This is a genomic window from Paraburkholderia sp. PGU19, assembly GCF_013426915.1.
In the GTDB taxonomy this organism is placed as follows: Bacteria; Pseudomonadota; Gammaproteobacteria; order Burkholderiales; family Burkholderiaceae; genus Paraburkholderia.
On sequence record NZ_AP023179.1, the window covers coordinates 3,513,271 to 3,537,231 of the forward strand.

The following is a 23,961-nucleotide window of genomic DNA, read 5'->3' on the forward strand; positions in this document are numbered from 1 at the left end:
CGTATCGAACGCGGCGGCTTTTTCATTTTCGGCAAACGTGCATCGGCTTCACACGCGCCGGCACGAAACGCTCACGGCGCGATATGGACGTCTTCGCCTGCCTGCTGCGTCGCGTATTCGGACAGCGCCGCGTAGAACTCGGTGCCATTGCGCGTATCGCGCCACGCGCCGTCGACAAAACGGAAGTGGTATCCGCCCGACTTGGCGGCGATCCAGATCTCCTGCATCGGCGGCTGCAGGTTGACGATGATCTTCGTGCCGTTCTCGAATTCGAGCGTCAGCACGTTGCCGCTGCGCTCGAATTCGACGTCGGCATCCGTATCGTCGAGCGAGCGTTCGATGGCTGCCAGCACAGCCTCGGCGCGGGTCAGGTATTCACTGTCGGACATGCTAAACTCCAGCGATTAATTATTCAGGGACAGTCATGCGAGTCGTTTTCCGGACGAGCTCCACGGCCACGATTCTAGCGACTCTGGCTATTGTCGCAGGTGTCGCGCTCAGCGGTTGCGGACAACGCGGTTCGCTTTATATGCCTACCGTTCCGCCTCTTCCGGCCAAACCGAACGAACAGACCCAGCCGCCCTCGCCCGACGAAGTGAAACCCGGCGCCGAATCCGCTCAAGGTTCCGTTCCGGATACGTCGGGCACGCCATTGTCCCTGTCGCCCGACACTGAACTTCGCACCGAGCCGAAGTCGAACGCGCCCGCCCAACCGGCGTCCGGCGCGTCCGAAGCTCAATAAGACTGCCGTATGACTCAATCCGCTTTTACCTATGTCGACGGCGTGCTGCACGCCGAAGGCGTGTCCGCCGCGTCGCTTGCCGAGCAGTTCGGCACGCCGCTCTATGTCTACTCGCGCGCCGCACTAAGCGAGGCGTGGCATGCCTACGCCGACGCATGCGCCGGCCGGCACGCAACCGTGCACGTCGCCGTCAAGGCGAACAGCAATCTCGCCGTGCTCAACCTGTTCGCGCGCATGGGCGCGGGCTTCGACATCGTGTCGGGCGGCGAGCTGGCGCGCGTGCTCGCGGCTGGCGGCAAAGCGGAAAACACCGTGTTCTCGGGCGTCGGCAAGAGTGTCGCGGAAATGCGCGAAGGGCTCGCGGCGGGCGTGAAATGCTTCAACGTCGAATCGATTCCCGAACTCGACCGCCTCAACGCGGTTGCGGGTGAAATGGGCAAGAAGGCGCCTGTATCGCTGCGCGTGAATCCTGACGTCGATGCAAAGACGCATCCGTATATCTCGACAGGTCTCAAGTCGAACAAGTTCGGCGTTGCATTCGACGACGCGCGCGCCACGTATCGCGCCGCCGCTGTGATGAAGAATCTCGACGTGGTCGGCATCGACTGCCATATCGGTTCGCAGATCACGGAAGTCGCGCCCTATCTCGACGCCGTCGACAAACTGCTCGAACTCGTCGAGCAGATCGAAGCGGACGGCGTGAAGATCAAGCATATCGACGTGGGCGGCGGACTCGGTATCACCTACGACGACGAAACGCCGCCGGATATCAGCGATTTCGTGCGCACGTTGCTCGACCGGATCGAAGCGCGTGGGCATGGCCATCGCGAAGTGTATTTTGAGCCGGGCCGCTCGCTCGTCGGCAATGCGGGCATGCTGCTCACGCGCGTCGAGTTTCTGAAGCCGGGTGCAGAGAAGAATTTTGCGATCGTCGATGCAGCAATGAATGACCTCGCGCGCCCCGCGATGTACGAGGCTTATCACGCGATCGAACCGGTCGTGCAGCGCGCCGGGGACAAGCATGTTTATGACGTCGTCGGTCCCGTCTGTGAAAGCGGTGACTGGCTTGGACGCGAACGCAACCTCGCCGTCGAGCCGGGCGATCTGCTCGCGATCCGTTCCGCGGGTGCCTACGGTTTCGCGATGAGCTCGAACTACAACACGCGTGCGCGCGCAGCCGAAGTGATGGTCGACGGCGACATGGCGTACGTCGTACGCAAGCGCGAAGAAGTGAAAGACCTGTTCGCGGGCGAGACGGTTCTGCCGGAGTAACATCCGCGCGTTTTGGACGCTCAAAGCAAAAAGGCGATGCGCTCACAGCGCATCGCCTTTTTTGTCGCCTGTCGATTCGCGCTCGTCAGGCTTTTGCGCGCTGCCTGATTCTGTCGCGCGCCCAAACCAGCACACGCCAGCCCAGCAACGCAATCACGATCGCGCCGTAAATCTTCGGCAAGATCAGATCGTGCTTGCCCGCCTTCATCCACCAGAAATGCAGGATCGCGAGCGCTGCGATCGGGTAGATGGCGCGGTGCAGCGTCTGCCAGCGGCGGCCGAGTTTGCGCACCATCGCTTTCGGCGATGTGATGGCAAGCGGTAACAGCAGCACGAACGCCGCGAAGCCGACCGTGATGAATGGCCGCTTGCCGATGTCCTTCACGATCGCGGCGATATCGAACCACTTGTCGAACCAGAAGTACGTCGTGAAATGCAGCGCGGCGTAGAAGAACGCGAAAAGGCCGATCATCCGGCGAAAGCGCAGCAATGCGTTCCAGCCGGTCAACTTGCGCAGCGGCGTCACCGCCAGCGTGATGCAGATGAAAACCAGCGTCCACAAGCCCGTCGAGCGCGTGATGAACTCGATGGGATTCGCGCCCAGTCCGCCCGTGAAGCCGAGCAGCACGAGCCGCGCAAGCGGATACAGCGCTGCGACGAAGACCGCGATCTTCGCGGGCACAGTCCAGCGGCTGACGCCTGCATTGGTGCTGGCTTTTCGTGTCGAACGCACGGTGTTCGTGGCGTTGCTGGCGGTCGCGGTTTGGGTCCTGTCGGTTGCCATGCGCGTCGCCATCAGAAGTTCTTCTTCAGGTCCATGCCCTGATACATCGACGCGACCAGATCGCCATAGCCGTTGTAAATCAGAGTGTTCCGCTTGGGCGTGAAGATGCCGTCACCGATGCGCCGTTCAGTCGCCTGGCTCCAGCGCGGATGGTCGACGTTCGGGTTCACGTTCGAATAAAAGCCGTACTCGCTCGGCGCGTAAGTGCTCCAGCTGGTCGGCGGCTGCTTGTCGACGAAGCGGATTTTCACCAGCGACTTCGCGCTCTTGAAGCCATACTTCCACGGCACGATGATGCGCACGGGCGCACCGTTCTGATTCGGCAGTACCTGACCGTAGACGCCCATCGTCAGCAGCGTCAACGGATTCATCGCTTCGTCCATCCGCAGACCTTCCGAATAGGGCCACTCGAGAATCGGCTCGGACAATCCAAGCATCTGCGACGGATCGGCAAGCGTGATGAACTGCACGTATTTCGCGTTCGCCGTCGGTTGCGCGCGCTTGATGACTTCCGACAGCGGAATGCCGATCCACGGAATCACCATCGACCAGCCTTCGACGCAACGCATCCGGTACACGCGCTCCTCGAGCGGCGCGAGCTTTAGTAACTCGTCGATGTCATAGACCTTCGCGTTCTTCACCTCACCTTCGACGCTCACCTTCCACGGACGCGGCCGCAACGTCCCGGCGTTGTGCGCAGGGTCGCTCTTGTCGGTGCCGAACTCGTAGAAGTTGTTGTACGTGGTGATGTCCTTGTAAGACGTGACCTTGTCGGTGACGACGAATTTCGGATTGGTCTTCGCGCCGAGCTTCAGCGCCTTCGGATCGGGCGACGAATACTCTGCGTACGCCTCACCGTGCACGCCGATCAGGCTGCCGAGCGCCACCGCGCCCGCCGCCTGCAGGATGCGCCGGCGATTCTCGAACACGCGCTGCGGCGTGATTTCGCTGCGCGCGATGTCGTCGCCGTACAACTGGCCTCGGTCGCTTCGCTTGATCCACATGCTGAAAACTCCTTGCCGGGCGCATCGGCCCTATCGGTATCCATTCGACTCGCGCGAGGGAGTCACCGTTCTTCGTTCTCGGTTCTTCGTTCTGTTAACACACGCGGCGAGCGATTCTTCCATACCGGCATAAAAAAAAACCGCCGGTGCAGCGCACACGGCGGTTTCTGGTCGTTCCGACCCGGCGAAACTGAAACTTACAGCTTGCCGTAGCTGTGCAGCCCCGACAGGAACATATTGACGCCGAGGAACGCGAAGCTCGTCACCAGCAGGCCCGTCAGCGCCCACCATGCGGCGACCGCGCCGCGCAGGCCTTTCATCAGACGCATGTGCAGCCACGCCGCGTAGTTCAGCCAGACGATCAGCGCCCAGGTTTCCTTCGGGTCCCAACTCCAGTAGCCGCCCCACGCTTCGGCCGCCCACAGCGCGCCGAGAATCGTCGCGATCGTGAAGAACGCGAAGCCGACGGCGATCGACTTGTACATCACGTCGTCAAGCACGTCGAGCGTCGGCAGACGGTCGGCCAGCACGCCGCGCTCCTTCATCAGATACGCAACGCCAACCATCGCCGACAGCGCGAAGCTGCCATAGCCGATGAAGTTCGCCGGCACGTGGATCTTCATCCACCAGCTTTGCAGCGCGGGGACGAGCGGCTGGATCTGCTGCGCGTCGCGCGCGATCGAGTACCACATCAGGAAGCCGACGGCCGCGCTGATCACCAGCAGCACGAACGCCCCGAGCGAGCGCGTGTTGTAGTGCTGCTCATAGTACAGGTAGAACAGCGCCGTAATCAGGCTGAACAGCACGAACACTTCGTAGAGGTTCGAGATGGGGATATGGCCGACGTCCGATCCGATCAGATACGACTCGTACCAGCGCACCATCAGGCCGACGAAGCCCATCAGCACCGCCACCCACGTCATCTTCGAGCCGATCGCGGCGCCCGTCGGAGAACGCGACAGCGTGCCGATCCAGTAGAACAGCGTGGCCAGCACGAACAGCGCGCTCATCCACAGGATGGCCGACTGGCTAGACAGGAAGTACTTGAGGAAGAACGCGTGATCGGCGCGGGCGAGATCGCCGCCGTAGATCTGAATGGCCGACAGCGACAGCACGGCGATGCACGCCATCAGCAGACGCACGGGCTTCCAGCGCCAGCCGAGCACGACAAACACAGGCACTGCGCACACCAGCACCAGTTTGTCGTAGTAATTCATGTACTCGTGGTAGCGCGACAGCCCGAACCCGGCGCCCGCGACCATCGCAAGCGCGAACAGCCAGTCGGACAGGCCGAGGCGCTTCAGGAATGGACGATCGTCCAGCAGCGCCTCGCCGGTCAGATGCGGGGTCGAATGAGCCGCCGTATCGGCGCGCGGCTTGGCGCGCGAGGATGAGGAAACTTGAGTCAGGTCCATGATCTTACCGGGTCGAATCGGGTGAATCTGCGGACGCTTCGCCCGTTGCACGGGCAGCGCCCTTCGCCTCGTGGGCGGAATCGACATCGACAGGCTTGCCGCCCAGCGCGACGCCGACAGCATCGCGGGTTTGAGCGAATTCCTTCTCGAAATCGAACGTCTTGCGCGCCGTCGACATCGCCATCACGACGTTCACGCCATTTCCGCTGCGCTCCGCGTCCTTGAGCCAGAACCACAGCCGCCGTTCACGAACATAGAACATCGAAAAGATGCCCAACACGAGTAGCAGGCTGCCAAGATACACGACTTTTTTGCCCGGTGCGCGCGTCAACTGAAATACCGAAGCTTGCACCTGCTTGAAGGAGTCAAGCTGCAAATAGACGGGCGAACCGTACAGAAAGCTGTCGGAAATCGCGTTGATCGAGCTCTGGACAAAGCGGCTCGTGGTCGGGTCGGCCGTTGCCGGGCCTTCTCCCGCCTGCTTGCGCGCGAGTTGCCATACGTCCCACATCGAGCCTTCGAGCATGCGAAGCAAGAGTCCTGCCGCCTTCTCCTGCTCGGCCTTGGGGACAGAACGATCGATGAACGCGGCGACCGCCTGGAAACCGCCAACCTTCTGACCATTGGCGGCCTTGCCCAGACTCGGATCGTCGCCCGCGAACAGTGTCAGCACGCGCGATGCACTCTCTTCCAGATGCTGCTGCAACTCCGCGTTCGACTGCACCGAGCGTTGCGCGAAATCGCGCGCCGCCTGCGCACGGATGGCGGGGTCCTGGAGCGCCGCGCGCATCCGCATCCATTCATTGACCGTGCCGCCCGCGTCGGCGGGAATGCGCAGATATCGGAATGCATCGTCGGGATTCGCGCGCATGCCCGCGAGGAACACGCGCTCGCCGCTTACATCGACGGGCAGCATGTAGTTGTTGTACTCGCGCGCCTGGCCGTCCTTGTCGCGCACCTTGTACTGCACCGACGGGCCGACGTTATGCAGATCGACGGGCTTCGACGTCTTCGCGCCGGAGCCGAGGCGCTCGTCGAAGGCTTCCTTCAACGACTGATGCGCGGCGACGCCGCGTGCATCGTTCTGACCGTTGCCGTTCGAGATGTTCTCGACGTTGATCGCGCGGAAATCGGCAAATTCGACCGTCTGGCCGTCCGCGCCGGGCATCGACGCGCTCAACACCTTCGAGCCGCCGATCTCGCCGCTGAACGGCTCGCTCTTGACGCTGCTGCCCGTCATCGGCCAGGCCGTCGTCTGCATCTGCGAGCCGCCGTCCTGGAAGCTCGACTGATAGATCGATACGCCGTCGTATTCGAACGGCTTGTTCACTTCGACGCGTGCCGGAACGCGCGCGCCCGTCTTGTGGTCGATCACGACGATGTCGCTTGCAAAGAGCTTCGGCATGCCCGTCGAGTAGTAATCGACGATGAACTTGTTCAGTTCGATCGAGAACGGCAGATCCTGGATCAGCGAGCCGTCCTGCTGATTCAGGATCGCCGTCGACACATGCTGGCCTTCCGGCACCCACGCGTAGCCGCGGAACGTCGGGTTGCCTTGCGACAGGCGATGCTCGGGCGGAATGTCGTTAATGACGGTGTTGCTTCGGATCGGCGTCTTGTCGAACAGCCACATCTGCAGCTTGATGGGCAGATTGCTGTCGAGCAGCCCGCCGATGCAGATGATCACGATCGCAATGTGCGCGAAAATGTAGCCGAGCTTGGTCAGCGCGCCGCGCTTGGCGGCGATCAGCGTCGCGCCTTCCGATTCGCGCGTCACGTACTTGTAGCCGAGCTTTGCCGACAGCTTGCCGAGCGTGGCCGCGGCTTGCGCGCGCGTCGCATTCGGCACCTCGAACTCGCCCTTGTGATGGAACGCGCGCAGGCTGCCTTCGCGGACCTTGTCCTTCCAGCTTTTCATATCGGCGATCATCTTCGGCGCGTTGCGAATCACGCACAGCGAGACCGACACGAGCAGAAAGCCGAGGATCAGTATGAACCACCACGCGCTGTACACGTTGTACAGGCTCAGCGAGCGGAAGATGTCGGCCCAGAACGGCCCGAACTGGTTGACGTAGTTCGGATACGGATCGTCTTGCGTGAGCACGGTGCCGATGATGCTCGCGATCGACAGGATCACGAGCAATGCGATGGCAAAGCGCATCGAACTCATCAATTCGACGGACGTGCGCAGGAAGCGCTGCCGCGACTTCAACTCCAAACCCGACGTGGTGAAGCTCATTCAAACTCCGACTGAACAGCAAAAAAGGGTGCAGGGATATCGCTGCTTGCGATTCCCTCACCCTTTTCTTGTTTTTTCGCCGGCCATCTTGCGACCGGCTTCGCTTTCGTACGGACTCTTAATGCAAGCCCGCGATGTAATCCGCCACCGCCTTGATCTCGCTATCGGACAAACGCGATGCGACGGCGTGCATTGCTTCGTTGTTGTTACGCGCGCCCGTGCCCTGCGTGAACGCGGTCAACTGTGCCACGGTGTAATCCGCCCATTGCCCCGACAGGCGCGGATACTGTGACGGAATGCCCTGCCCCGTCGGCCCGTGACAGCTTGCACACGCGGGAACGCCCTTGTCGGCGAGGCCAGCGCGATAAATCTTCTGCCCGAGGGGCACGGTGTCCTTGTTGTGCGCGTAACCGGGCTTCGGTGCCTGCGACGCGAAGTACGCCGACACGTTGACCATGTCCTGATCGGTCAGCGCCGCCGCCATACCCGCCATGATCGCATTGTTACGGGCGGGCTGCTTCGCACCTGGCTGTGTTTTGAAATCTTTGAGCTGCTTGACGAGATACTCGGGGTGTTGGCCGGCGAGCTTCGGATACGCCCCGCCCGCACTGTTGCCATCCGCGCCGTGACATGAGGCGCACACCTGCGCTGCGATTGCCTGCCCCCGATTCAAATCCGGCTTTGCCTGATCTGCTGCTCTTGCCTGTACCGCCAAACCTGAAAGACCTGCTGCTGTGTGAAGTACCACCAGAAACTTGCCCAGTCGATTCATTCGCACACCCTGTTTCGTCTTGTGGGAATTAGAGGTTCTGCAAAATACGACAGCGACCGATCAGCCGCCGAGGCCCGCGCGGCGGCCTCTCAGGTTTTCAGTAAACCATCGTATTGTACAATAACTCGCTAATCGATCTGGCGCCAGTCGGGCCTCTCCGGCCTTTACGGCGGGGCTGCATCGCCCTTGCAGGGCAATTCATCACGTCCGCCGATGTGCGCAGGACGTCCGCTCGACGTCCATTCACCCCTCCATCTGGTCTTCTCCATGTCTTTTCTGCTCCACCAAGCGCGCTTCTTCACGACCGTCAATCACTTGCGCGATCTGCCGCCTACGCCGCAACCCGAGGTCGCTTTCGCGGGGCGGTCGAATGCGGGAAAGTCGACGGCCATCAACCTCCTCTGCAACCAGAAGCGCCTCGCGTTTGCCAGTAAGACACCCGGACGCACTCAGCACATCAACTACTTTTCGGTGGGACCGGCAGACGAACCTGTCGCGCATCTCGTCGATCTGCCCGGCTATGGCTATGCCGAAGTGCCCGGCGCGGCGAAGGCTCATTGGGAGCAGTTGCTGTCGAGCTATCTGCAAACGCGGTCGCAGCTGCGCGGCATGATTCTGATGATGGATTCGCGCCGGCCGCTCACCGAGCTGGACCGCCGGATGATCGAGTGGTTCGCGCCGACGGGCAAGCCGATTCACACTTTGCTCACCAAGTGCGACAAATTGACTCGCCAGGAGAGCATCAACGCGCTGCGGGCGACGAAGAAAGGGCTGGATGAATATCGTGCGGCGGGTTTTCAGGGCGAACTGTCCGCCCAGCTTTTTTCCGCGCTCAAGCGGGTCGGCCTCGACGAAGCGCACGAACTGATCGAAAGCTGGATTGCGCCCGGCACAGCGGGCGATTCCGACGAACCGGCTTCGGCTGAATAAAGCCCGATAGCGCGCGAAGGCCCGCTGCGAAACGCGGGCGGCGCTTTACGTTCGCCCAGAAAAAAACCCGCCGCTAGAAAACGGCGGGTTAAACAGCCTAATCGAAAAACGACAGGCACCCGCTCAGGGAGGAGAAGCGGGGAGGTCAGCGCTAGGCGCCTTGCTCGATCGGTATGATATACCATTGTCTCGAAAAGTTTCTGGCAGGGTGCCGCCAGCATTTTTGACTTTTGCAGATATCCTCACATGAGCTTCTATCCGCATCACCGCCCGCGCCGCATGCGCCGTGACGACTTTTCGCGCCGCCTGATGCGCGAGAACATCCTCACCACTAATGATCTGATTTACCCCGTCTTCGTGCTCGAAGGGACGAATGTCCGTCAGGCCGTTCCGTCGATGCCAGGCGTCGAGCGAGTGTCCGTCGATCTGCTAATGGGCGTCGCCGAGCAGTGTCTCGAACTGGGCGTGCCCGTGCTGTCGCTGTTTCCGGTGATCGAGCCTTCACTGAAGACGCCCGACGGCCGCGAGGCAACCAACGAAGCGGGCCTGATTCCACGCGCGGTGCGCGAGTTGAAGAAACGCTTCCCCGAACTCGGCGTGCTGACCGACGTCGCGCTCGATCCGTACACGAGCCACGGCCAGGACGGCGTGCTCGACGAAAACGGCTACGTGATCAATGACGAAACGGTCGAGATTCTCGTCGAGCAGGCGCAGACGCAGGCTCAGGCGGGCGTCGACATCGTCGCGCCGTCCGACATGATGGACGGCCGGATCGGCTCGATTCGCGAGATGCTGGAGAGCGAAGGCCACATTCACACGCGGATCATGGCTTATTCGGCGAAGTTCGCGTCGGCGTTCTACGGCCCGTTCCGCGATGCCGTCGGTTCCGCGGCGAATCTCGGCAAGGGCAACAAGATGACGTATCAGCTCGATCCCGCCAACTCGGACGAGGCGCTGCGCGAAGTGCGCGCTGACATCGACGAGGGCGCGGACATGGTGATGGTCAAGCCGGGCATGCCTTATCTGGATATCTTGCGTCGCGTGAAGGACGAGTTCCGCTTCCCGACGTATGTGTACCAGGTGAGCGGCGAATACGCGATGCTGAAGGCCGCCGCGCAAAACGGCTGGCTCGATCACGACAAGGTGATGATGGAATCGCTGCTTGCGTTCAAGCGCGCAGGCGCGGATGGCGTGCTGACCTACTTCGCGCTGGACGCTGCGCGCTTGCTGCGGGCGCAGAAGTAGGATTGCGATGCCGGCCGCGTATGGCGGTGTTGCGATGTCGCGGTAGGGAGTGACTGAAAGCGGAGACTGCCTTAGGGCGATCTCCGCTTTTTTGATTGCAGGCTGATGCGGACGGTGTCGGTTACGCGTGCGTGACGTTTGGTGCTTAGGTCTGCGGTGCCGTCATGGCCCGGTCGAGACTTCTCAGGAATTTGTCCGCAGATTCGTATCCGACGACGCGCAGCACCTCTCTCCCGCCACGGTCGAAAAAGATGATTCCTGGCGGCCCGAACAGGTTAAAGCGTTTGAGCAGAACCTGATCGTCTGCGTTGTTCGCCGTCACGTCCGCGCGCAGCAGATTCATTTGCTTGAGCTTCGCCTGGACGCGCGGATCGCTGAATGTGAACTTCTCCATTTCCTTGCAGCTGACGCACCAGTCCGCGTAAAAATCGAGCATGGCGGGCTGTGCAGCCGTTTTGACGGCTTCGTCGAGCTGACCTGATGAGCGCACTGGCGCGAAGGCCAGATCGCTCTGTTGGGCCTGCCCGGACGGCGCATTCAATGTCCGTCCCGCGAGCACGGCGAGCGGCTTCAGCGGGTCCGTCGATCCTGCTGCCAGCCCAACCAGTAATGTGGCGGCCCAGATCGCCAATGCTGCGCCGATTCCGCGTGCAAGGCCGCGCCAGATCGAGCCTGCGCCCGCGTGCGGAGAAAATAGCCCCAGGCCGGCGGCCGCGACCAGCAGCCACAATGCGGCCAACAGCATTTGGGCGATCGGGCCCAAAACCGGCCACACGATCCAGAGCGCGGCCGCGAGTAGCACGACTCCGAAGAAAACCTTGACGCTGTCCATCCAGGCACCCGCGCGCGGCAGCAACGTGCCGGCACCAAGCCCGATGATCAGCAGCGGTACGCCAAGCCCGATACCCATCGAAAACAGTGCCGCACCGCCCAGCACCGCATTGCCGGTGTGCGCGATGAACGCCAATACCGCGAACAGCGGTGCCGTCATACACGCACCGACTACCAAAGCAGAAAGTGCTCCCATCACCGCGACGGCCGCAAACTTGCCTCCCGAGCGCTTCCCGGACGCCTGTGAAACGCCGTTCTGCAAACGCTGCGGCAACACGATATCGACTCCAGCGATCAGCGTGAGCGCAAAAAGGGACAGCAAAACGCCAAACGCGCCGAGCACCCACGGATTCTGCAGCCAGGCGCCAAGGCTTTGCCCAACGAGCGCGGCCGCGATGCCAAGCACCGTGTACACGAGCGCCATCCCGACAACATAAGCCAGCGACAGCGAAAAACCGCGTGCGCGCGTAACCCGTGGCCCCTCGCCGATGATGATTGCCGACAGAATCGGGATCATCGGATACGAGCAGGGAAGCAGACTCAGCACGATGCCGGCGACGAAATATAAGCCGACGATTGCGAAGAAGCCGCCGCCCTGTAGCAATGATTGCGCATAGTCTGCGCTGGTCGCGCGCTCGTACCACGAGGCGCTGGTTTGAGCGTCCTGAGCCGGCTGCGTGTTCGTATTACCCGCTACGGCCGCGTGCAACGCCGCTCCCGCCACGTGGTAGACGCGCTCCATTGGCGGATAGCAGATGCCCGCGTCGGCGCAGCCTTGCGACGTAACGGCAAGATCGAACGGACCGTCCGCCTGCTTTACGGGAACGCGGAAAACCAATTCGCCGCGATAGGTTTCGACATTTTTCCCGAAGGTTTGATCGAACTTCACATGCCCTGCGGGCAATTGCGCGTCACCGATCCTGGCCGTACCGTTGCGCGTCGCAAAGGCGAATCGCTCCCGGTACATGTAGTAACCGTCGGCGATCTTGTAGTGAACCAGCACCTCGCCTGGCTGCTCGGATGCGCTGAATCTAAAAGCGACCGCGGGATCGAGAAAGTCGTCCGCCGCACGAACCACGCTCGCCGTAGTCAGCGATAGCAGCAGTACGCCTGCGACAAAGGTGAGAAAGCGCGCGACATTCCGCCAGCGCCGGGACAAACCGTTAAACATGGATTGGGCGGTGCGTTTCGGCATTCACCCATTGGCCATACGCGGCCGACGCAGTGACTTGCCAGGAAAGGATTTCGGGCGTGTCGTACGGATGCTGAGCCTGGATGAACTGTTCGAGTTCAGGCGTTCGAACGACGCTCGTCTTGAACAGCAACTGGATCTCTTCCGCCGATTCGATCTTGCCCTGCCAGTGGTAGCTCGACTGGACGCTGCCAAGTTGCGTCACGCACGCGGCGAGACGTGCTGAAAGTGCGTCCTGAGCCAATTTTTGCGCCGTTGCGAGGTCCGGCACGGTCGTCAATACCAAACTCACATTCACGTTCACCGACCGCTCCAGCGCTTTCCAAGACAGGGGTGACGTTATCGTATCACCTTGTCCTGATAGCTCGCTGGCGCTCGAATGGCATAGGCAAAACGCACGCTGGAAATAAAAAAGCCAGGCTCACGCCTGGCTTTTTTAGTCGCTGTCCGAAGGCTTATTCAGCTTCAGCAACGTTTTCGACTTCCTCGACTTCCGGACGGTCGAGCAGTTCGACCAGTGCCATCGGTGCGTTGTCGCCGACGCGGAAACCGAACTTCAGGATGCGCAGGTAGCCACCCGGACGGTTCGCGAAACGCGGGCCCAGCACGTCGAACAGCTTCGTGACCGAGTCACGATCGCGCAGGCGATTGAACGCCAGACGACGATTTGCCAGCGACGGCTTCTTGCCGAGCGTGATCAGCGGCTCGACGACTTTACGGAGTTCCTTCGCCTTCGGCAGCGTCGTCTTGATGACTTCGTGCTCGATCAGCGAGTTGGACATGTTACGGAGCATTGCCAGACGGTGGCTGCTCGTGCGGTTCAGTTTCCGCAAACCATGACGGTGACGCATTTCAATTTCCTTGAATCAAAGTTTTGGTCCAGCTCTTCTATCGCTTTCCTTGTGTACAGCGTGGAAAGCACGGGCCGGTAGTGAAAAAGGCAAGACGCGGATTTTAAAGGAAAATCCGCGTCCTTACCAGTCGATACTACTTGACTTACTTGTCGAGACCAGCCGGCGGCCAGTTTTCGAGCTTCATGCCGAGCGTCAGGCCACGCGAAGCGAGCACTTCCTTGATCTCGTTCAGCGATTTGCGACCCAGGTTCGGCGTCTTCAGCAGCTCGTTTTCCGTGCGTTGGATCAGATCGCCGATGTAATAGATGTTCTCGGCCTTCAGGCAGTTCGCCGAACGAACCGTCAGTTCGAGATCATCAACCGGACGCAGCAGGATCGGATCGATCTGCGGAGCGCGCGACGGTGCTTCTGCCGCTGCTTCCGTGCCTTCCAGCGCTGCGAACACCGACAGCTGATCGACCAGAATACGCGCCGATTGACGGATCGCTTCTTCCGGCGAAATCACGCCGTTGGTTTCGATGTTCATCACGAGCTTGTCGAGATCGGTACGCTGTTCGACACGCGCGCTTTCCACGGCGTAGCTCACACGGCGAACCGGCGAGAACGACGCGTCCAGCACGATGCGACCAATGATTTTGGCCGATTCTTCGCCGTAACGACGCACGTTGCCCGGGACATAGCCACGGCCCTTTTCGACCTTGATCTGCACGTCGAGCTTGCCGCCCTTCGACAGATGCGCAATCACGTGATCCGGGTTGATCACTTCGCAGTCGTGTGCGAGTTCGATGTCGCCAGCCGTGACAACACCTTCGCCTTCCTTGCGCAGCGTAACCGTCACTTCGTCACGGTTATGCAGCTTGAACACCACGCCCTTCAGGTTCAACAACAGGTTGACCACGTCCTCCTGCACACCATCGAGCGTCGAGTATTCGTGCACGACGCCTGCGATCGTCACTTCGGTCGGCGCGTAGCCCACCATCGACGACAGCAACACACGCCGAAGCGCGTTACCCAAGGTGTGGCCATAACCCCGTTCAAACGGTTCCATGACCACTTTCGCATGGCTTTCGCCAAGCGATTCTACAGCGATGATCTTGGGCTTCAACAAACTGGTTTGCATAGGTTTTCCTTTTCAATACCCTCGGCTCGTTACACCGATAAGGCTGACCGGTAACAACCTGAAAATAAACAGCCGAGGTGCCCCCTTGCCTAACGCAATCGGGGAACCTCGGCCGTCAATCCGATTAGCGCGAATACAATTCGACGATCAGGCTTTCGTTGATGTCGCCAGCGATGTCGCTGCGTTCCGGCATTTGCTTGAACGTGCCTTCGAACTTCTTCGAATCGACAGCAACCCACTGCGGCAGACCGCCTTGTTCGGCGAGCGACAGCGCTTCGAGAATACGCGCCTGCTTCTTCGACTGTTCGCGCACGGCAACCACGTCGCCAGCCTTCACTTGCAGCGACGGGATGTTCGCGACAACGCCGTTCACCGTGATCGACTTGTGGCTCACGAGCTGACGCGCTTCAGCGCGCGTCGAACCGAAGCCCATGCGATACACGACGTTGTCGAGACGCGACTCGAGCAGCTTCAGCAGGTTTTCACCCGTGTTGCCCTTGCGACGGTCGGCTTCAGCGAAGTAGCGGCGGAACTGGCGCTCGAGCACACCGTAGATGCGCTTCACTTTTTGCTTTTCGCGCAGCTGCGTGCCGTAATCGGACGTACGTGCGCCCGAGGTGCGGCCATGTTGACCAGGCTTGCTGTCAAGCTTGCACTTGTCAGCGAGCGAACGACGGGCGCTCTTCAGGAAGAGATCGGTGCCTTCACGGCGAGACAGCTTGGCTTTAGGGCCGATATAGCGTGCCACTTTGCATTCCTTCTATGTTTGATCACGTGAATTTTCATTCACGCTAGTCCGAACCCTTTGGGTCGAACGGTGGGCTTAGTCAATTCAATAACGCAAGCAGCCTGTTACCGCCGTTAGCGGCAACAGGCGCAAGCGGTGCAAGCGTCTTAGATACGACGACGCTTCGGCGGACGGCAGCCGTTGTGCGGAACCGGCGTCACGTCGGAGATCGCGGTGATCTTGATGCCAAGACCATGCAGCGCGCGCACCGCGGACTCACGGCCAGGGCCAGGGCCCTTGATCCGCACTTCGAGGTTCTTCACGCCGTATTCCATCGCCACGCGGCCAGCCGATTCAGCTGCGACCTGAGCTGCAAACGGGGTCGATTTACGCGAACCCTTGAAGCCCTGACCACCCGACGTCGCCCAAGCCAATGCATTGCCTTGACGATCGGTGATCGTGATGATGGTGTTGTTGAACGACGCGTGAACGTGAACCACGCCCTCGGCGACGTTCTTCTTGACCTTCTTGCGAACGCGTTGCGCCGCGGAGTTGTTCGAAGCCTTAGCCATTACGTTTTCCTGTAACTGTCAGTCCCGCTTACTTCTTCAGCGATTGCGCTGCACGACGCGGACCCTTGCGCGTACGGGCATTCGTACGCGTGCGCTGGCCGCGCAGGGGCAGGCCCTTACGATGGCGCACGCCACGATAGCAGCCGAGATCCATCAGGCGCTTGATGTTCATCGTCGTTTCACGGCGCAGATCGCCTTCAACGATGAACTTGCCGACTTCTTCACGCAGCTTTTCGAGGTCTGCGTCGTTCAGGTCCTTGACCTTCTTCGAAAATGCCACACCAGCTGCGACGCAAATGTCGCGCGAGCGCGTGCGGCCAATACCGTAAATTGCCGTCAGGCCGATTTCGGTATGCTGGTGGTTCGGGATGTTAACCCCTGCGATACGAGCCATTGTTTTTCCTCAAACAAAAAGCGCAAACAAAAGCGCGGCGTTCAGCCTTGACGCTGCTTGTGGCGCGGATCGGAGCTGCAAATCACGCGAACGACGCCCTTGCGCTTGATGATCTTGCAATTGCGGCAAATGCGCTTAACCGATGCCATCACTTTCATGATATTACCCTTTTTTCAAATCACTTCGCCCGGAACACGATCCGCGCACGCGACAGATCGTAAGGCGTCAATTCAACCGTAACCTTGTCGCCCGGAAGGATACGGATGTAGTGCATCCGCATCTTGCCGGATATGTGTCCCAATACGACATGGCCGTTTTCCAGCTTCACCCGAAAGGTAGCGTTGGGGAGGTTTTCGATAACCTCGCCCTGCATCTGGATTACATCGTCTTTGGCCATAAGTCCTTTCAACGCATCGGGACGCCGCCGCCCTTGAAGTTAGCCTTCTTCAGCAGCGACTCATACTGTTGCGACATAACGTACGACTGCACCTGCGCCATGAAATCCATTGTGACGACGACAATGATCAGCAGCGACGTTCCACCAAAATAAAACGGCACATTCCAGCGCAGCACCAGAAACTCGGGCAGCAAACAAACGAACACGATGTAGATCGCACCGGCCAGCGTCAGACGCGTCAGGATGCGGTCAATATAGCGTGCCGTCTGGTCACCCGGACGAATACCCGGGACGAATGCACCACTCTTCTTCAGGTTGTCGGCCGTCTCCCTGCTGTTGAACACCAGCGCGGTGTAGAAGAAGCAGAAGAACACGATCGCCAACGCGTACAGCAACACGTACACCGGTTGACCGGGCTTGAGCGCTTCAGCCACGTTGTGCAGCGTGTCCGCGAACCAACCGGTCCGCGACCCTGAACTGAACCAGTTCAGGATGGTTGCCGGGAACAGGATGATCGACGATGCGAAGATCGGCGGAATCACGCCCGACATGTTCAGCTTCAACGGCAGATGCGACGACTGTCCACCGTAAATCTTGTTGCCGACTTGCCGCTTCGCGTAGTTCACAAGAATCTTGCGCTGGCCGCGTTCGATGAACACCACCAGATACGTTACAGCTGCAATCAGCGCGACCACGATGATCGCCGAGATGATGCTCATCGAGCCAGTACGAACCAGTTCAAAGAGACCACCGATCGCATTCGGGAAACCCGCTGCGATGCCGCCGAAAATAATGATCGAAATGCCGTTACCCAGACCGCGTTCCGTGATTTGCTCACCGAGCCACATCAGGAACATCGTGCCGGTCACGAGCGTCACAACCGTCGTCAGCCGGAAGACCATGCCAGGATCGATCACCAATGCCGGCTGATTCTCCAGCGCAACAGCGATACCGAAAGCCTGGAACGTGGCAAGAACGACCGTGAAGACACGCGTGTATTGCGTAATCTTCCGTTGCCCCGCCTGCCCTTCCTTCTTCAGCGCTTCGAGTTGCGGCGAGACGATCGCCAGCAACTGCATGATGATCGACGCCGAGATATACGGCATGATCCCCAGCGCGAAAATCGTGAACCGCGAAAGTGCGCCACCCGAGAACATGTTGAACATGCCAAGGATGCCGCCCGACTGACTCTGAAACAACTTTGCCAGCTGGTCCGGGTCGATACCCGGCACCGGAATATGCGCGCCAATGCGGTAGACAACCAGCGCCAGCAGCAGGAACACTGCACGCCGACGCAGATCGCCAAACTTCGCCGCGCTTCGACCGGGTTTTGCGAGACTCGGGCTGTTAGCCAAGAACCTTCTCCGATGCAAATGCTAGTGACGGCAATCGACTTGCACGTTACTCGGCGAAAGAACCGCCAGCTGCTTCGATCGCAGCACGCGCGCCCTTCGTCGCACCCAGCCCCTTCACGACGACCTTGCGCTTAAGCTCGCCCGTCGCAATGATCTTGGCGCTGGTCATCAGCTCGCCGATCAGGCCGGCTTGCTTCAGTGCCAACAGATCGATTTCATCGACCGGCAGCTTTTCCAGATCGCCGAGACGCACTTCACCAACGAATTCCTTCGTCAGCGAGGTAAAACCACGCTTCGGCAGACGGCGTTGCAGCGGCATTTGACCGCCTTCGAAGCCGACCTTGTGGAAGCCACCCGAACGCGATTTCTGACCCTTGTGACCACGGCCAGCGGTCTTGCCGAGGCCGGAGCCGATGCCGCGACCAACGCGACGCTTTGCGTGCTTCGCGCCTTCAGCCGGCTTCAGGTTATTCAATTCCATTATCAACTCCTTGAGTGCCCGAACGGCCGCTTAGCCGATGACCTTAACGAGGTACGAGACCTTGTTGATCATGCCACGCACAGCCGGCGTGTCCTGCAGCTCGCTAACCGAGTTCAGGCGGCGCAGGCCAAGACCACGCACCGTAGCACGGTGCGATTCGCGGGTCCCAATCAGGCTCTTGACGAGCTGAACCTTGACAGTTTTTTCAGACATGGTGACCACCTTAGCCCAGAATGTCTTCGACGGACTTACCACGCTTCGCGGCGATGTCAGCCGGCGTCGACTGCTTGCGCAGACCATCCAGCGTCGCACGAACGAGGTTGTACGGGTTCGTCGAACCGTGGCTCTTGGCCACAACGTTTTGCACGCCCATCACGTCGAACACTGCGCGCATCGGGCCGCCAGCGATCACGCCGGTACCGTCCTTCGCCGGAGCGAGGAGAACCGTCGACGCGCCGTGCTTGCCGTGCACTTCGTGTTGCAGCGTACCGTTCTTGAGCGGCACCTTGAACATGTTGCGGCGGGCTTGTTCCATTGCCTTCTGAACAGCGACCGGAACTTCCTTGGCCTTGCCCTTGCCCATACCGACGCGGCCATCACCATCGCCAACCACGGTCAGTGCGGCGAAGCCGAGAATACGGCCACCCTTCACGACCTTGGTCACGCGGTTGACCGAAATCATCTTTTCGCGGAGGCCGTCGTCGCGTTCGTCAGCCTGAACTTTCGCTTGCATCTTTGCCATGACGAATTCCTTCCTTAGAACTTGAGCCCGGCTTCGCGCGCCGCATCAGCCAGCGCTTTCACGCGGCCGTGGTAGCGGAAACCCGAGCGGTCGAAGGCGACGGATTCGATGCCGGCAGCCTTAGCCTTTTCTGCGATGCGCTTGCCGATCAGGGTCGCAGCGGCAACATTGCCACCCTTGCCCGACTGGTCGGCCAGTTGCGCACGCACTTCGGCTTCGAGCGTCGACGCGCTGGCGAGCACCTTGGTGCCGCACGGCGAGAACACTTGCGCATAGATGTGCGTGTTCGTGCGATGCACGGCCAGACGCGCGACTTGCAGCTCAGCGATCTTGATACGCGTCTGACGAGCGCGGCGCAGGCGTGATTGAGTCTTATCCATGATTGCGCACCCTTACTTCTTCTTCGTTTCTTTGAGGATCACAACCTCGTTGGCATAGCGCACGCCCTTGCCCTTATAGGGCTCCGGCGGACGGTAGCCGCGCACTTCTGCAGCGACCTGGCCAACTTGTTGCTTGTTGATCCCCTTGATCACGATTTCGGTTTGCGACGGGGTTTCAGCCTTGACGCCTTCCGGCATCTGGTGCACCACCGGGTGCGAGAAACCCAGCGACAGATTCAGCTTGTCGCCTTGCGCTTGCGCACGATAACCAACGCCAACCAGCGTCAGCTTGCGCTCGAAACCCTTGGTCACGCCTTGCACCATGTTCGCGACCAGCGCGCGCATTGTGCCCGACATGGCATTTGCTTCGCGGCTTTCGTCAACCGGCTCGAACTTCAGCGTGCCGTTGTCGTTCACCACCTTCACGAGGCGATTCGCGTTCTGCGAGATCGTGCCCAGCGGGCCCTTGACGGTAATGCGCTCGTCGCTCAGGGCCACTTCTGCGCCTTGCAGCGCGACCGGGCTTTTACCTACTCGAGACATGTTTCTTCTCCCTTCGGTCTTAAGCGACGTAGCAGATGACTTCGCCGCCCACGCCAGTAGCGCGTGCCTTGCGGTCGGTCATCACACCCTTCGGCGTCGAAACGATCGCAACACCCAGGCCATTCATGACCTGCGGGATGTCGTTGCGGCCGCGGTACACACGCAGACCAGGCTTCGAGACGCGTTCGAGGCGCTCAATAACCGGACGGCCAGCGTAGTACTTCAACGCGATGTTCAATTCCGACTTCGCGCCTTCAGCCTTCACTGCGAAATCGTCGATATAGCCTTCATCCTTCAGGACTTGCGCGATCGCAACCTTGACTTTCGACGAGGGCATCGTCACCGAAACCTTCTCAACCATCTGCGCGTTGCGGATGCGAGTCAGCATATCGGCGATAGGATCACTCATGCTCATTTACGTTTCTCCTATTACCAGCTCGCCTTGGTCAGGCCAGGGATCTCGCCGCGGAACGCGATTTCACGAATCTTGTTACGCGCCAGCCCGAATTTACGGAACGTGCCACGCGGACGACCGGTAATTGCGCAACGATTATGCTTGCGGGTCGGGTTCGAATTGCGCGGCAGTTGTTGCAGCTCGAGACGAGCCGAATAACGCTCTTCTTCCGATTTGCTTTGGTCGTCGATGATTGCCTTCAGCTCAGCACGCTTAGGTGCGAACTTGGCAGCCAGGCGCGCACGCTTCTTTTCACGTTCGATCAGTGCCAGTTTAGCCACGGTAACCTCAGTTTCTGAACGGGAACTTGAAGCTGGCGAGCAGTGCCTTTGCTTCGTCGTCAGTCTTCGCAGTCGTCGTGATGCTGATGTTCAGCCCACGCAGCGCGTCGATTTTGTCGTAGTCGATTTCGGGGAAAATGATCTGCTCTTTCACACCGATGTTGTAGTTGCCACGACCGTCGAATGCACGGCCCGACACGCCACGGAAGTCACGCACACGCGGGAGCGCAACCGTCACGAAACGATCGAGAAATTCGTACATTGCCTGGCCACGCAGCGTGACCATCGCGCCGATCGGGTAACCCTGACGGATCTTGAAGCCTGCGATTGCCTTGCGTGCCTTCGTGATGACCGGCTTCTGGCCCGCGATCTTCGTCAGATCGCCAACGGCGTTCTCGATGATCTTCTTGTCAGCGACGGCTTCGCCAAGACCCATGTTCAGGGTGATCTTGGTGATGCGCGGCACTTCCATCACGGACTTGTAACCGAACTTCTCGATCAGGCCGGGAACAACCTTCTCTTTATAAAATTCTTGCAAACGTGCCATTTTTTACTCCGCAGCGTCAGGCGCTCAGCACAGCACCGGTCGACTTCAGGAAACGAACCTTCTTGTCTCCCTCGACCTTGATGCCGACACGCGACGGCTTGCCATTCGCGTCGACCAGCGCGACGTTCGAAATATGCAACGGCATTGCCTTCGCTTCCACGCCGCCCGTCGTACCCTTCATCGGGTTCGGCTTCACATGCTTCTTGGCGATATTGAGGCCTTCGACTGTCACACGGTCATCGGCAACGACCAGCACAACACCGCGCTTGCCCTTGTCTTTACCGGTAACTACGACGACTTCGTCACCTTTGCGAATCTTGTTCATCTCGGCTCCTTACAGCACTTCCGGCGCGAGCGAAACGATCTTCATGAAACGTTCGCTGCGCAGCTCACGCGTAACCGGCCCAAAGATACGGGTGCCGATAGGCTCGAGCTTGGTATTCAAAAGCACGGCTGCGTTGCCGTCGAACTTGATCAGCGAGCCGTCTTGACGACGCACGCCCTTGGCGGTACGAACCACCACGGCGTTGTAGATTTCGCCTTTCTTTACGCGCCCGCGCGGCGTTGCTTCTTTGACGGTCACCTTGATGATGTCGCCAATGCTGGCATAACGACGCTTCGAGCCGCCGAGCACCTTGATGCACATGACTTCACGCGCACCCGTGTTGTCGGCCACTTCGAGCCGAGTTTCGGTCTGGATCATGGTTTATCTTTCCCAACTTAATCCGGTCACACCACCATGGCGCACCCGGTCAGTCTTGGTCCCGTCAGCCAATCGGCTGCTTGGGTATGAACAGCAGCGACGGCAAACGAAACCCGCCATCGCAATCTGGTGATTCTGTCGACTCGGACTGACGCCCAAATCGCTTCCCCCACCTACGACTTCGCCCGCGATGGGGCTCCCACAAAGAGGGAAGACCGAGATTATAACAAATAATCTCGGTCTTGCAAGCGAAATCTACTGCGATTTCAATTACTTCTTACAGCTCAGCCGCTTAGATGATTCGAGCAGCTTCGATCAGACGCGACACCGCCCAAGCCTTCGTCTTCGACACCGGACGAGTTTCCTGGATCTCAACGAGGTCACCCTCGTTGTAGGTGTTCGCTTCGTCGTGAGCGTGGTACTTCTTCGAACGTACGACATACTTGCCGTAGATCGGGTGCTTCACGCGGTGCTCGACCAGCACGGTAACCGTCTTGTCCATCTTGTTGCTGACGACCTTGCCGACCAGCGTCCGCTTGAGCGAGGTTTTTACGCTATCGTTCATTTCTGGTTCGCCTTCTCAGTCAGGACGGTCCGCACACGTGCGATGTCGCGACGAACCTTCTTCAGCTGGCTCGTGTTCGTGAGCTGCTGGGTCGCGAGTTGCATGCGCAGGCCGAATTGCGCCTTCAACAGGTCCGACAGCTCCTTGTTGAGCGCGGCCTGATCTTTCTGGTGAAGTTCGGATGCCTTCATCATTCACTCCTTAGGCGCCGAGCTGGCGAACCATGAACGTCGTCTTCAGCGGCAGCTTTGCTGCAGCCAGACGGAACGCTTCACGTGCCAGTTCTTCGGTCACACCATCCATTTCGTACAGCATCTTGCCCGGCTGAATCTCGGCGACATAGTACTCAGGGTTACCCTTACCGTTACCCATACGCACTTCGGCCGGCTTTTGCGAGATCGGCTTATCCGGGAAAATGCGGATCCAGATGCGGCCGCCGCGCTTGATGTGACGCGTCATTGCACGACGCGCTGCTTCAATCTGACGCGCGGTCAGGCGGCCGCGACCGATAGCCTTCAGACCGTACTCGCCGAACGACACCGCGTTACCACGCGTTGCGACGCCCGTGTTACGACCCTTCTGCTCTTTGCGATACTTCCTGCGTTTCGGTTGCAGCATCGTTATTCTCCAGTCTTACCGTCGCCGGCACCGCCACGGCGCGGAGCACCACGGCGAGCACCTGCCGGTGCACCTTCACCATCGCGACGCGGGCGGCGATCGCCCGGACGTGCGTTGCGGCGCGGACGCTTTTCTTCGGCGACTTCTTCAACCACCGGAGCGTCGTTGCGGCCGAGCGTGTCGCCCTTGTAGACCCACACCTTCACGCCGATGATGCCGTACGTCGTCTTCGCTTCCGAGGTTGCGTAGTCGATATCCGCACGCAGCGTGTGCAGGGGCACGCGACCTTCGCGATACCACTCCGTACGAGCGATTTCGATACCGTTCAGACGGCCCGCGCTCATGATCTTGATACCTTGAGCACCGAGACGCATCGCGTTTTGCATCGCACGCTTCATCGCGCGGCGGAACATGATCCGGCGTTCGAGCTGTTGCGTGATCGAATCGGCGATCAGTTGCGCATCCGTTTCCGGCTTGCGGATTTCTTCGATGTTGACGTGAACCGGAACGCCCATGCGCTTTTGCAGCTCGGACTTCAGCAGTTCAATGTCTTCACCCTTCTTGCCGATCACGACACCCGGACGCGAGCTGAAAATCGTGATACGCGCGTTCTTTGCAGGACGCTCGATCACAACGCGGCCGACGGACGCGTTCTTCAGCTTCTTCTTCAGGTATTCACGAACACCGATGTCTTCCTGCAACATCGCCGCAAAATTGTTGTTGTTCGCGTACCAACGCGAAGCCCAATTGCGGCTGACGGCCAAACGGAAGCCAGTCGGATGAATTTTCTGTCCCATCGTAT

Annotated in this window: 34 protein-coding genes; 4 read left to right on the forward strand and 30 right to left on the reverse strand. The window is 59.9% G+C overall.

Features of this window, described 5'->3' with window-relative positions; translation table 11 throughout:
• Positions 1-71: 71 nt before the first annotated feature.
• Entirely contained in the window at positions 72-389 is a 318-nt protein-coding gene (cyaY, locus tag H1204_RS16000; RefSeq protein ID WP_180729074.1) for an iron donor protein CyaY, read from the reverse strand.
• A 35-nt stretch (positions 390-424) separates the two neighbouring features.
• On the opposite strand from cyaY, the gene H1204_RS16005 reads away from it, so the two are divergent.
• The gene (locus H1204_RS16005) at positions 425-742 is read left to right on the forward strand and encodes a lipoprotein (protein ID WP_180729075.1); all 318 of its coding nucleotides are present in this window, start codon (positions 425-427) and stop codon (positions 740-742) included.
• A 9-nt stretch (positions 743-751) separates the two neighbouring features.
• Complete coding sequence (gene lysA, locus H1204_RS16010) at positions 752-2,014, forward strand: diaminopimelate decarboxylase (protein WP_180729076.1); 1,263 nt, start codon at positions 752-754, stop codon at positions 2,012-2,014.
• An 85-nt stretch (positions 2,015-2,099) separates the two neighbouring features.
• Here the strand turns inward: lysA and msrQ are convergent, their stop codons facing one another.
• From msrQ to H1204_RS16035, 5 genes are all read right to left on the reverse strand, one after another.
• On the reverse strand, positions 2,100-2,810 hold the full coding sequence (gene msrQ, locus H1204_RS16015; RefSeq protein WP_180729077.1) for a protein-methionine-sulfoxide reductase heme-binding subunit MsrQ: 711 nt from the start codon (positions 2,808-2,810) through the stop codon (positions 2,100-2,102).
• The gene (gene msrP / locus H1204_RS16020; RefSeq protein WP_180729078.1) at positions 2,810-3,802 is read right to left on the reverse strand and encodes a protein-methionine-sulfoxide reductase catalytic subunit MsrP; all 993 of its coding nucleotides are present in this window, start codon (positions 3,800-3,802) and stop codon (positions 2,810-2,812) included. The genes msrQ and msrP overlap by 1 nt, the downstream gene beginning before the upstream one ends.
• A gap of 197 nt (positions 3,803-3,999) precedes the next feature.
• Positions 4,000-5,217, reverse strand: coding sequence for a c-type cytochrome biogenesis protein CcsB (gene ccsB / locus H1204_RS16025; RefSeq protein WP_180729079.1), 1,218 nt, complete (start codon positions 5,215-5,217; stop codon positions 4,000-4,002).
• A 4-nt stretch (positions 5,218-5,221) separates the two neighbouring features.
• Positions 5,222-7,456 (reverse strand): cytochrome c biogenesis protein ResB, encoded by a 2,235-nt coding sequence (locus H1204_RS16030; RefSeq protein WP_180729080.1) that lies wholly within the window; start codon positions 7,454-7,456, stop codon positions 5,222-5,224.
• A 118-nt stretch (positions 7,457-7,574) separates the two neighbouring features.
• Positions 7,575-8,228 carry a c-type cytochrome gene (locus tag H1204_RS16035; protein WP_180729081.1) on the reverse strand — a complete coding sequence of 218 codons (654 nt, stop codon included), beginning with the start codon at positions 8,226-8,228 and terminating at the stop codon, positions 7,575-7,577.
• A 267-nt stretch (positions 8,229-8,495) separates the two neighbouring features.
• Here H1204_RS16035 and yihA point away from each other — a divergent pair, with 267 nt between their 5' ends.
• Both yihA and hemB read left to right on the forward strand, forming a co-directional pair.
• Positions 8,496-9,158 (forward strand): ribosome biogenesis GTP-binding protein YihA/YsxC, encoded by a 663-nt coding sequence (yihA, locus tag H1204_RS16040; protein WP_007730715.1) that lies wholly within the window; start codon positions 8,496-8,498, stop codon positions 9,156-9,158.
• A 246-nt stretch (positions 9,159-9,404) separates the two neighbouring features.
• Positions 9,405-10,403 (forward strand): porphobilinogen synthase, encoded by a 999-nt coding sequence (gene hemB / locus H1204_RS16045; protein WP_180729082.1) that lies wholly within the window; start codon positions 9,405-9,407, stop codon positions 10,401-10,403.
• A gap of 145 nt (positions 10,404-10,548) precedes the next feature.
• Here hemB and dsbD read toward each other — a convergent pair whose 3' ends face one another.
• The 24 genes from dsbD to rpsC all read right to left on the reverse strand — a co-directional run bounded on the left by dsbD (position 10,549) and on the right by rpsC (position 23,956).
• Positions 10,549-12,405, reverse strand: coding sequence for a protein-disulfide reductase DsbD (gene dsbD, locus H1204_RS16050; RefSeq protein ID WP_180729083.1), 1,857 nt, complete (start codon positions 12,403-12,405; stop codon positions 10,549-10,551).
• Positions 12,398-12,730 (reverse strand): divalent-cation tolerance protein CutA, encoded by a 333-nt coding sequence (cutA, locus tag H1204_RS16055; RefSeq protein ID WP_180729084.1) that lies wholly within the window; start codon positions 12,728-12,730, stop codon positions 12,398-12,400. Before cutA ends, dsbD begins: the two co-directional genes overlap by 8 nt.
• Before the next feature lie 151 nt (positions 12,731-12,881).
• Positions 12,882-13,277, reverse strand: a complete 396-nt coding sequence (gene rplQ / locus H1204_RS16060) for a 50S ribosomal protein L17 (protein WP_007730705.1) — start codon at positions 13,275-13,277, stop codon at positions 12,882-12,884.
• Between the two features lie 145 nt (positions 13,278-13,422).
• Positions 13,423-14,400, reverse strand: a complete 978-nt coding sequence (gene rpoA / locus H1204_RS16065) for a DNA-directed RNA polymerase subunit alpha (protein WP_007730697.1) — start codon at positions 14,398-14,400, stop codon at positions 13,423-13,425.
• Between the two features lie 124 nt (positions 14,401-14,524).
• On the reverse strand, positions 14,525-15,148 hold the full coding sequence (rpsD, locus tag H1204_RS16070) for a 30S ribosomal protein S4 (RefSeq protein ID WP_007730694.1): 624 nt from the start codon (positions 15,146-15,148) through the stop codon (positions 14,525-14,527).
• A 146-nt stretch (positions 15,149-15,294) separates the two neighbouring features.
• On the reverse strand, positions 15,295-15,699 hold the full coding sequence (gene rpsK, locus H1204_RS16075; RefSeq protein WP_006052224.1) for a 30S ribosomal protein S11: 405 nt from the start codon (positions 15,697-15,699) through the stop codon (positions 15,295-15,297).
• A gap of 28 nt (positions 15,700-15,727) precedes the next feature.
• Positions 15,728-16,093: a 30S ribosomal protein S13 gene (gene rpsM, locus H1204_RS16080; RefSeq protein ID WP_006052223.1), complete on the reverse strand. Its 366-nt coding sequence runs from the start codon at positions 16,091-16,093 to the stop codon at positions 15,728-15,730.
• 41 nt (positions 16,094-16,134) lie between these two features.
• Entirely contained in the window at positions 16,135-16,251 is a 117-nt protein-coding gene (gene rpmJ / locus H1204_RS16085; protein WP_004199844.1) for a 50S ribosomal protein L36, read from the reverse strand.
• Between the two features lie 20 nt (positions 16,252-16,271).
• The gene (infA, locus tag H1204_RS16090) at positions 16,272-16,490 is read right to left on the reverse strand and encodes a translation initiation factor IF-1 (protein WP_004521905.1); all 219 of its coding nucleotides are present in this window, start codon (positions 16,488-16,490) and stop codon (positions 16,272-16,274) included.
• Between the two features lie 8 nt (positions 16,491-16,498).
• On the reverse strand, positions 16,499-17,845 hold the full coding sequence (secY, locus tag H1204_RS16095) for a preprotein translocase subunit SecY (protein ID WP_012402182.1): 1,347 nt from the start codon (positions 17,843-17,845) through the stop codon (positions 16,499-16,501).
• Between the two features lie 46 nt (positions 17,846-17,891).
• Positions 17,892-18,326, reverse strand: coding sequence for a 50S ribosomal protein L15 (gene rplO, locus H1204_RS16100; RefSeq protein ID WP_180720761.1), 435 nt, complete (start codon positions 18,324-18,326; stop codon positions 17,892-17,894).
• A gap of 30 nt (positions 18,327-18,356) precedes the next feature.
• A complete protein-coding gene (gene rpmD, locus H1204_RS16105) occupies positions 18,357-18,539 on the reverse strand; it encodes a 50S ribosomal protein L30 (RefSeq protein WP_004202755.1) in 183 nt (60 codons plus the stop codon).
• A gap of 10 nt (positions 18,540-18,549) precedes the next feature.
• Positions 18,550-19,068, reverse strand: a complete 519-nt coding sequence (gene rpsE / locus H1204_RS16110) for a 30S ribosomal protein S5 (RefSeq protein WP_007730604.1) — start codon at positions 19,066-19,068, stop codon at positions 18,550-18,552.
• Between the two features lie 14 nt (positions 19,069-19,082).
• Positions 19,083-19,448, reverse strand: coding sequence for a 50S ribosomal protein L18 (gene rplR, locus H1204_RS16115; RefSeq protein ID WP_008923336.1), 366 nt, complete (start codon positions 19,446-19,448; stop codon positions 19,083-19,085).
• Between the two features lie 12 nt (positions 19,449-19,460).
• Positions 19,461-19,991 carry a 50S ribosomal protein L6 gene (rplF, locus tag H1204_RS16120; RefSeq protein WP_180729085.1) on the reverse strand — a complete coding sequence of 177 codons (531 nt, stop codon included), beginning with the start codon at positions 19,989-19,991 and terminating at the stop codon, positions 19,461-19,463.
• A gap of 19 nt (positions 19,992-20,010) precedes the next feature.
• Entirely contained in the window at positions 20,011-20,406 is a 396-nt protein-coding gene (gene rpsH, locus H1204_RS16125) for a 30S ribosomal protein S8 (protein WP_007730595.1), read from the reverse strand.
• A 14-nt stretch (positions 20,407-20,420) separates the two neighbouring features.
• On the reverse strand, positions 20,421-20,726 hold the full coding sequence (gene rpsN, locus H1204_RS16130) for a 30S ribosomal protein S14 (RefSeq protein ID WP_180729086.1): 306 nt from the start codon (positions 20,724-20,726) through the stop codon (positions 20,421-20,423).
• Between the two features lie 7 nt (positions 20,727-20,733).
• Positions 20,734-21,273: a 50S ribosomal protein L5 gene (gene rplE / locus H1204_RS16135; protein ID WP_006052214.1), complete on the reverse strand. Its 540-nt coding sequence runs from the start codon at positions 21,271-21,273 to the stop codon at positions 20,734-20,736.
• A 16-nt stretch (positions 21,274-21,289) separates the two neighbouring features.
• Positions 21,290-21,598: a 50S ribosomal protein L24 gene (gene rplX, locus H1204_RS16140; RefSeq protein ID WP_042314570.1), complete on the reverse strand. Its 309-nt coding sequence runs from the start codon at positions 21,596-21,598 to the stop codon at positions 21,290-21,292.
• A gap of 9 nt (positions 21,599-21,607) precedes the next feature.
• Positions 21,608-21,976, reverse strand: a complete 369-nt coding sequence (gene rplN / locus H1204_RS16145) for a 50S ribosomal protein L14 (protein WP_006998478.1) — start codon at positions 21,974-21,976, stop codon at positions 21,608-21,610.
• Between the two features lie 292 nt (positions 21,977-22,268).
• On the reverse strand, positions 22,269-22,541 hold the full coding sequence (gene rpsQ / locus H1204_RS16150; RefSeq protein ID WP_007730563.1) for a 30S ribosomal protein S17: 273 nt from the start codon (positions 22,539-22,541) through the stop codon (positions 22,269-22,271).
• Complete coding sequence (gene rpmC, locus H1204_RS16155) at positions 22,538-22,732, reverse strand: 50S ribosomal protein L29 (RefSeq protein WP_007180130.1); 195 nt, start codon at positions 22,730-22,732, stop codon at positions 22,538-22,540. Before rpmC ends, rpsQ begins: the two co-directional genes overlap by 4 nt.
• Positions 22,733-22,742: 10 nt before the next feature.
• Positions 22,743-23,159 carry a 50S ribosomal protein L16 gene (gene rplP / locus H1204_RS16160; RefSeq protein ID WP_007730545.1) on the reverse strand — a complete coding sequence of 139 codons (417 nt, stop codon included), beginning with the start codon at positions 23,157-23,159 and terminating at the stop codon, positions 22,743-22,745.
• Between the two features lie 2 nt (positions 23,160-23,161).
• On the reverse strand, positions 23,162-23,956 hold the full coding sequence (rpsC, locus tag H1204_RS16165; protein WP_012402193.1) for a 30S ribosomal protein S3: 795 nt from the start codon (positions 23,954-23,956) through the stop codon (positions 23,162-23,164).
• Positions 23,957-23,961: the final 5 nt, after the last annotated feature.